The sequence below is a fragment of the Psittacicella gerlachiana genome (genome assembly GCF_003585965.1).
GTDB classification, from domain to species: Bacteria; Pseudomonadota; Gammaproteobacteria; order Enterobacterales; family Psittacicellaceae; genus Psittacicella; species Psittacicella gerlachiana.
This window is the reverse complement of sequence record NZ_NRJF01000050.1, coordinates 1-7,551: the sequence shown is the minus strand read 5'-3', so window position 1 is coordinate 7,551 and position 7,551 is coordinate 1. Positions and strand designations below refer to the sequence as shown.

General features: G+C 35.5%; 5 protein-coding genes. All 5 read left to right on the top strand.

The features are described from left to right. The first annotated feature begins 78 nt into the window (after positions 1 to 78). The 5 genes from CKF59_RS02020 to CKF59_RS02000 all read left to right on the top strand — a co-directional run bounded on the left by CKF59_RS02020 (position 79) and on the right by CKF59_RS02000 (position 7,529). Positions 79 to 1,440 (top strand): glycosyltransferase, encoded by a 1,362-nt coding sequence (locus CKF59_RS02020; RefSeq protein ID WP_119534318.1) that lies wholly within the window; start codon positions 79 to 81, stop codon positions 1,438 to 1,440. Beyond that, complete coding sequence (locus CKF59_RS02015) at positions 1,437 to 2,738, top strand: glycosyltransferase family 8 protein (protein WP_119534317.1); 1,302 nt, start codon at positions 1,437 to 1,439, stop codon at positions 2,736 to 2,738. Before CKF59_RS02020 ends, CKF59_RS02015 begins: the two co-directional genes overlap by 4 nt. Before the next feature lie 842 nt (positions 2,739 to 3,580). Beyond that, positions 3,581 to 4,786, top strand: a complete 1,206-nt coding sequence (gene fruB / locus CKF59_RS02010) for a fused PTS fructose transporter subunit IIA/HPr protein (protein WP_119534316.1) — start codon at positions 3,581 to 3,583, stop codon at positions 4,784 to 4,786. Between the two features lie 9 nt (positions 4,787 to 4,795). Then, positions 4,796 to 5,734, top strand: a complete 939-nt coding sequence (gene fruK / locus CKF59_RS02005) for a 1-phosphofructokinase (protein ID WP_119534315.1) — start codon at positions 4,796 to 4,798, stop codon at positions 5,732 to 5,734. A 145-nt stretch (positions 5,735 to 5,879) separates the two neighbouring features. Continuing rightward, positions 5,880 to 7,529 carry a fructose-specific PTS transporter subunit EIIC gene (locus tag CKF59_RS02000; RefSeq protein ID WP_119534314.1) on the top strand — a complete coding sequence of 550 codons (1,650 nt, stop codon included), beginning with the start codon at positions 5,880 to 5,882 and terminating at the stop codon, positions 7,527 to 7,529. Positions 7,530 to 7,551 lie beyond the last annotated feature (22 nt).

The window sequence follows — 7,551 nt, the reverse complement described above, 5'->3', positions numbered from 1 at the left end:
AACTTTATATTTGTTTGAGTTATAAATTTTTATAGCTCAAACAAATATAAAGTTTAATTTCCCTAAGGATCTTAGATTATGCAGAGTTTAGAATTAATATATACCTGTACTGCACAAAACTTTACCCAACTATGTGTTTCTTTAACCTCTCTATTACAAAATCGCAAGCATACTACTTATAATATCTACCTCTTAGCTCTAGATTTAAGTTATGCCCAAAAGAAATGGCTCAAGAATCACGTCCTCGAATTATCGGAGCACACTTGCTCTTTACGCATTATCGAAGCCTCAAGCTATGTAAAACAACTGCCTCCACAAATAGGACAAGAAAAAATCCAAGAACTCTTACCTCTATTTATTCCGCAAGTATTTAATCACTACCAACTTGAAAGTCCAAGATTAATCTATCTTGATGTTAATACTTTAATTTTAGATAGTCTTGAAGAGTTAGCTCAAGTCGATCTTGAAGATAAAATCTTTGGTGTGGTTAATGATTTTTATATTCGCCAAAAGTATCTCTATCGTCTTGCCCAAATTGAAGATAATTCCATTCTCAATTTTTTAGAGACCATTGAAAACATTAAAGATCTACCTTTACATAGTGTTCTTGATTACTTTAGTGCTAAAGTGATGATCTTTAATTTCTCTGCTTTCAAACAACGTCAACTCGAAGCAGACTTTTTATTACAGCTGTTGCCACTTTACCCTGAGCGTCAATATCTCTGGCAAGATCTTTTTAATCTTGGAGCCTCTTTACATGGAGGAGCCTATTATCTTCGAGGTAGCTTTAACTTTATTCAAGATAATACCAGCTTTATTCCTCGTTTTAATGAACAAAGGCAAAAACTATATATTACTTTAGATCCATTTGCAAATCGCCTTGGCTCAGAGCCTCAACCTGAATATTTGGCAATTCCGCAAACTCAAGTAAACTCCTCAAGTAGAGTTACCTCTAAACTTCAACCTTTAAGTAGTTTACAAAAAGTAAAGGCTAATAAAACAATGCCCAAACAGCCTCCAAGAATTACCTTTGCGACTGAAGAACAACAAGAGAATCCACAAGACTACCAGCTCTTTAATAAAGCAGCTACGCTCGTTAATTATCTTGCCGAACAGCACGAACCTACGCCTGCACCAGCTGTAAAAAGCAAAACTTTTACCTTAGCTGATCTCAAATTCAAAGAGATCACTCAAGAAGATTATAGTCCTTATCATGAACAGCTCTTTGCTCTCGCTTATGCAAGTTGTTACTATCGAGCGGTGGCTGTGTATGACAATGTTGAACCTTTTCTTGATCTAACCAAGATCGAAACGGTAAAAATCTTAACTTATAATCCTGCAGATAAACCTTGGCAAGAAAACTTCTATGCCTTACCGGTGCATAAACTCTATCTGCAGTATTTTTACTTAGCAAATATTCCCCTCGCTTTACAATCATGAAAAAATTAACTATTGTTTTTACTTGTAATGAGAGTTACTTTCCGCATCTAGTAGCTGCCATTTCCTCACTCCTTGCTAATCGTAAACAAACTCATTACGAAATCGTTATTCTTGGACGTAACTTTACTAAAGAGCAAGAAGCTTGGTTAAAGAACTTTGTTAAAACTACCAGTGATCATACTTGCTTCCTAAATATCTTTGAAATGGGATATGAATTACATTCACAAACCCTACAACACATAGTTTTAGGACATATTTTCTCTATCGACTGTTTCTCTCGTTTATACATCCCAAGAATTATCGATCTTAACCTTCTCGGTTCAGATAGAGTCCTCTATCTCGATACCGATATGTTAATTCTTGATGATTTAGGAGAATTACTCGATATAGATCTCCAAGGTAAGTTCTTTGCGGTGGTAGGTGATTATGATATCCGTGAACGCTATTTACGTTTACTCTTAGATTGGCATCACCCAGGAGTCGATGCTTTTAAATATCATTTTCAGCATGTAAAACACTTGGGACTTAACTCCATGCTCGACTACTTTAACTCGGGAATGATACTCTTTAATCTCAAAGCAATTGCCGAAGCTCAAGTGGATAAAAACTTCTTAATTCAATCGATGATCAAACGTCAATATTTGGTCTTTCCCGATCAAGATGTTCTAAATATTGAAGCTCGACGTCATGGAGGGGCTTTCTATTTGGATTACCACTACAATTGCCCGCAAGTAAAAACCTATGGGATTTGTGAAGTATTTAATCCTGAGCAAGATAAACTCTATCTTCCCCTTCAACCTTTAGCTTCTCGTACAGGAGTGGAAGAAATGCCGGACTTCTTACAGTTTCTTAAACCTCAAGAAGAGATGGTAGCTTTACAAAAACTCAAAGAAGAACACAATTTTAGTCCCGAAAACTTAATGCTCAATCAAGATAGTTTACAAGTGACTAAAGCAGCTCAATACTTTAACCAAGACTATCAACCTCAAGAGCTTAATGAGGAAAATGCCCAAATAAGTTTAACGGAAAGTTACAATGTTAAAGCGACTAAAGCTAACTACCAAGAACATCGTCAAGAACTTGAAGAACTTTGCCGTAAAACTATTGAAAACTATTGCTTAGCTATTCCTCAAGATCTCGAAGCTTATCTTGATCCTAGTCAAATTAGTCGTGTAAAAGTACTACATTTTATCGGGACTAAACCTTGGCAAGAAACTTATCAAACTATTCCTTATCACCTCTATTACTACTATCGCAATCAAGCAAATATTCCTCCTGAACTTATTAGTAGTAAATAAAGCAAAACTCAATCTTAAATTTTAGGTTAAGATTGAGTTTTTCTTTTCCTCACTCCCGTAAAAAATGATAAAATTTTATCAAAGCCTTAAAATAATTTTGTCGATTTTGACCAAAATAAACAATCCCTCTACTTAAACAACATTAGAAAAATAAATTGTTTATTTCTCAAAATTTTATTTACTCCAAGCTCCTATTTTCTTTTAAAATATTAAGAGTACTTTTAAGCTTTCTATTTTTTCTATCAAATATCAGAGTTTAAATTATCAAGTAAGATAAAATTTTGCTTTTTTAGATAATTCTTGAGTTAGCTCCTTGGTTATTTGCAATAGATTTTTTAAGCCTCAAGAGAAAACTAATCTAGGCTCAGAGCTTTTCTCTCTTTACTTTCTTTTTTCCTCTTTATTCTTAAAAAATCTTGTCAAGCCCTCTTGAGCTTAACTTTGGGAATATCGGGATTTTCTGATATAATAGCCCCTGAAAAAAGTTAGATCCTCTATTAACTTTTTTCTGCATATTTTTTACTTTTTTAATTAAGTATAAGTAATTTTTTTACTTAGTTTCCGAGACAATAATTATTAAGCACTAATTATTCGCTTAGTTCAAAAAAAGTAAAATTTCTTGTTCACAAAAGCTTTATTCTTTACTTACTCAAATTTACACATTCTTAACTTCGGTTTCAATTTATTTCTTTTAAAAGAAATCCAATATAAGCTTTTGTGAACAACAATTTTTTCTTTTAAATTTTGATATCCAAAATTTAAGTTACTGTAAACCTTCTCTAAATCTAAGTTCTGTTCCGATCAGTTTTAGCTTTAGGGTAATAAAACAACTAGGAATCTTCATGTTAAATATTAATGAAAATGATGTTTTATTAAATCAAAAAGCGGCTAACAAAGAAGACGCTATCCGTATTGTAGCTAAAGTATTAGCAAACAATGGTCACGTTGATCCAGCGTATGTAGATGGGATGTTAGAACGTGAAACGCAAACTTCTACTTACCTTGACAATGGGGTAGCTATTCCTCACGGAACTACTAAAACTCGTGATCTTGTAAAAACAACAGGAGTAGCAGTTGTCCAATTCCCTGAAGGCGTGGTATGGAACGAAGATGGTGATAAAACTTATATCGCTTTTGGGATCGCAGCAAGTTCAAATGAACACTTACCTATTTTAAAAGCAATCACCAATATTATTGGTGAAGAAGAGGAAGCTCAAGCTTTAGCAAAAGCTACTACTCCAGAGCAACTCTTAAAATTAATTAAAGGTGACAAACAAGTAGCAACAGCAAGCAACTTACCTTTAACTTCTACAGCTCTAATTGATGTAGAAGCACATGCAACTGAAATTGCCGGTTTACTTGCTTTAAATGCTGCTAATCTTTTAGCTGCAGGTTATGTAAGTCCTGAATACTTCACTAATGCTTTAAAATTTGCTCCAATTCACTTAGGTTCAGGTTTATGGTTATCTAGTGCAACTGAAGGTGCAAAAGCTAATGGTTTAGCTTTAGTACGTCCTACTAGTGCTGTAACTTGCAATGGTAAACCTGTAAAAGCTTTAGTTAACCTTGTATTTACCGATCAAGGTAATGCTCAATGTTTAGCAACTTTAGTAAATCAAGCTCAAACTCTAGCAACTGCAGATTTAGCAAGTGTGTTAGCAGTATTTGGTTTAAGTGCTCCAGCTGCTCCTGCTATTTCAGCACAAACTCTTGCAATTAAGAAAACAAAAGCTCCTGCAACAGCTCCAGCAGCTACTAATGAAGACGCAGCTGACAGCGTAACTGCGACTTTTGTAATCCATAATCAAAATGGTCTACATGCTCGTCCTTCTACCGAATTAGTACGTGTATGTAAACAATTCAAATCAGAAATTATGGTAGAAAATCTTACTTCAGGTTCAGCTCCTGTAAAAGCTAAATCTATGGTACGCGTAACTGGTTTAGGAGCAACTAAAGGTAGTGAATTACGCTTTGTAGCTAGAGGTGAAGATGCTGCTCAAGCTATCGAAGCTATAGGTAAAGCAATTGCTAATGGTTTAGGAGAATAAGAGGGAGATATGGCAAAAGTTGCAACTATTACATTAAATCCAGCAATGGACTTAGTAGGTCGTGTAGCTGAGATTGAATTAGGTGAAGTTAACTCTGTAGAAACTCTAGGCTTATATCCTGCAGGTAAAGGTATTAACGTTGCTAAAGTATTAGCGGATTTAAATGTAAAAACTACCGTAACAGGTTTTTTAGGTGCAGATAATAAAGGTGATTTTGAAGCGGAATTTGCTAAATATAACCTTGAAGACAAATTTGCTCATGTGCCAGGAAAAACTCGTGTAAACATTAAAGTTACCCAAGATGATGGGGAAGTTACTGACTTAAACTTCCAAGGCTTTAGTGTAACTCCTGAAGCTTGGACAGCTTTTGTAAACAAAACTTTAACGGAGTTAAAAGGTTTTGATTATGTAGCCGTATGTGGTTCTTTACCACGTGGAGTTGAACTAGAAGCATTTAAAGCTTGGTTAGAACAACTTAACGACCTCGGATGTAAAGTAATTTTTGATAGCTCAAATAAAGCACTTGAAGTAGGTTTAACTGCTAACCCTTGGTTAATTAAACCTAACTGGCGTGAACTTGAAGTATTAACTAATACTAAGTTTGAATCAGTAGAACAAGTGTTAGAAGCAGCTCGTAAACTAAATGCTCAAGGAATTACCAATGTGGTAGTATCTATGGGTTCTAAAGGATCTTTATGGATTACTAAAGATGCGGTTTACCAAGCTCAACCACCAAAAATTACTAATGTTGTCTCTACTGTAGGTGCTGGTGATTCTATGGTTGCTGGTTTTATTTACAGTTTAGTAAATGGATTAAATGCTGAAGACACTTTACGCTTTGCCTCAGCAATTTCTGCATATGCAGTAACTCAAGGTAATGTCGGAGTTGAAAGTCTTGAAACATTAGATCCTTTCAAAGCTCAAGTAACAGTTACAAAAATTGCTTAAGTACATTAAGTAAAAACTTTAACTGTCTTGTGCCGTCACACACAGGGTAACAACTGTGTTGTTACCCTTAAATAATTTAACTTTGCCCAACCATTTTGACTAACTTTGCTTTTTAAAAGTAAGGTAAGTTAATTAAGGAAGCACTATGAATATTTATTTAACTAAGACTAAAGCTACTCCGACCGCTTATGTACTTCTTGCAAAAACTTTGCTAGAAAAAGCAGTACATACAGTTGTTGAGCAAGCTCAACAAGCTGATTTACGTGTTAGCCTTGAAAAAAACATTCTTGATCCAAGTGTAAATGGTTTAGAGGTTGCAGTTGTTGATCTTCAACAACTAGCAGATGATACCCAAGCTACTCTTGCAAACGCTAAGCCTCAAGTTGTAAACACCACAGAACAAGTAGCTAACTCTGGCGTGAAAAACATTGTTGCAGTAACCGCTTGTCCTACAGGTGTAGCTCATACCTTTATGTCTGCAGAAGCAATCGAAGCTTACTGTAAGGCTCAAGGTTGGAACATTAAAGTAGAAACTCGTGGACAACAAGGGGTAGGTAACCCATTATCTCCAGAAGAAGTAGCAGCTGCTGATTTAGTATTTGCGGCTACTGATATTGAAGTTGATCTTTCTAAATTTGAAGGACGTCCTTTCTATCACACTTCAACTAAAGCAGCTTTAAAAAATACGGCACAAGAATTTGAAAAAGCTTTTGCCCAAGCAAAACCTTATCAATCAAAAATTGCAACAACTAAGGCTTCTACTGAAGCAAGTAAAGATGCTGGTGGTTGGCAAGCAGTATACCGTCACTTAATGACTGGTGTATCTCACATGTTACCAATTACTGTTGCAGGTGGTCTGTTAATTGCAATTAGCTTCTTATTTGGTCCAAACGCATTCCAAGAAGAAGGTACTTTACCAGCTTACTTAATGCAAATTGGTGGTGGTTCTGCATTTGCAATCATGCTTGCAGTATTCTCTGGTTATGTATCTTACTCAATTGCAGATCGTCCAGGTTTAGCTTCTGGTTTAATTACAGGTTTCCTAGTTAATTCTTTAGGTGCTGGTTTCCTTGGTGCTATAGTTACAGGTTTCCTTTCTGGTTATGTTACGCTTTACTTAAATAGAGCGATTAAACTTCCACCTTCTGTAACTTCATTAAAACCAGTATTAATTCTTCCATTACTTTCAACATTAATTGTTGGGTTACTTACTGTATACTTAATCGGTCCTTACGTATCTTTAGCTTCAGATGCTTTATCTAACTGGTTAAAATCACTTCAAGGTGGTTCTGCACTAGTTTTAGGTTTAATCCTTGGGGCGATGATGTGTATCGATATGGGTGGCCCTATTAACAAAGCTGCTTATGTAGTATCTGTTGGTTTAATCTCTCAAGATGTTACAACTCCTATGGCTGCAGTAATGGCTGCGGGAATGGTTCCACCTATTGGAATGGCAATTGCGACTTGGTTAGCACGTAGCAAATTCACTGCTGCTCAACGTGACTCAGGTAACGTAGCATTCGTATTAGGTTTATGCTTTATTTCTGAAGGTGCAATTCCTTTTGCGGCAGCAGACCCATTACGTGTAATCGTTTCTTCTGCATTAGGTGGTGCAATTGCTGGTGCTATTTCAATGGTTGCTGGTGTTACTCTAAATGCTCCACACGGTGGTTTATTAGTAGCATTCACAGTTAACCACATAGTAACTTACTTAGCAGCAATTGCTATAGGCTCAGTAGTTACTGGGGTACTTTACTCTATCCTTAAAGTAAAACCAAAAGCAACTAACGCTTAATTAAGTTTTATAAAACAAATAA

Coding starts and splice junctions, on each gene's coding strand:
- CKF59_RS02020 (WP_119534318.1), top strand. CDS start 79: ATGCAGAGTTTAGAATTAATATATACCTGTACTGCACAAAACTTTACC.
- CKF59_RS02015 (WP_119534317.1), top strand. CDS start 1,437: ATGAAAAAATTAACTATTGTTTTTACTTGTAATGAGAGTTACTTTCCG.
- fruB (WP_119534316.1), top strand. CDS start 3,581: ATGTTAAATATTAATGAAAATGATGTTTTATTAAATCAAAAAGCGGCT.
- fruK (WP_119534315.1), top strand. CDS start 4,796: ATGGCAAAAGTTGCAACTATTACATTAAATCCAGCAATGGACTTAGTA.
- CKF59_RS02000 (WP_119534314.1), top strand. CDS start 5,880: ATGAATATTTATTTAACTAAGACTAAAGCTACTCCGACCGCTTATGTA.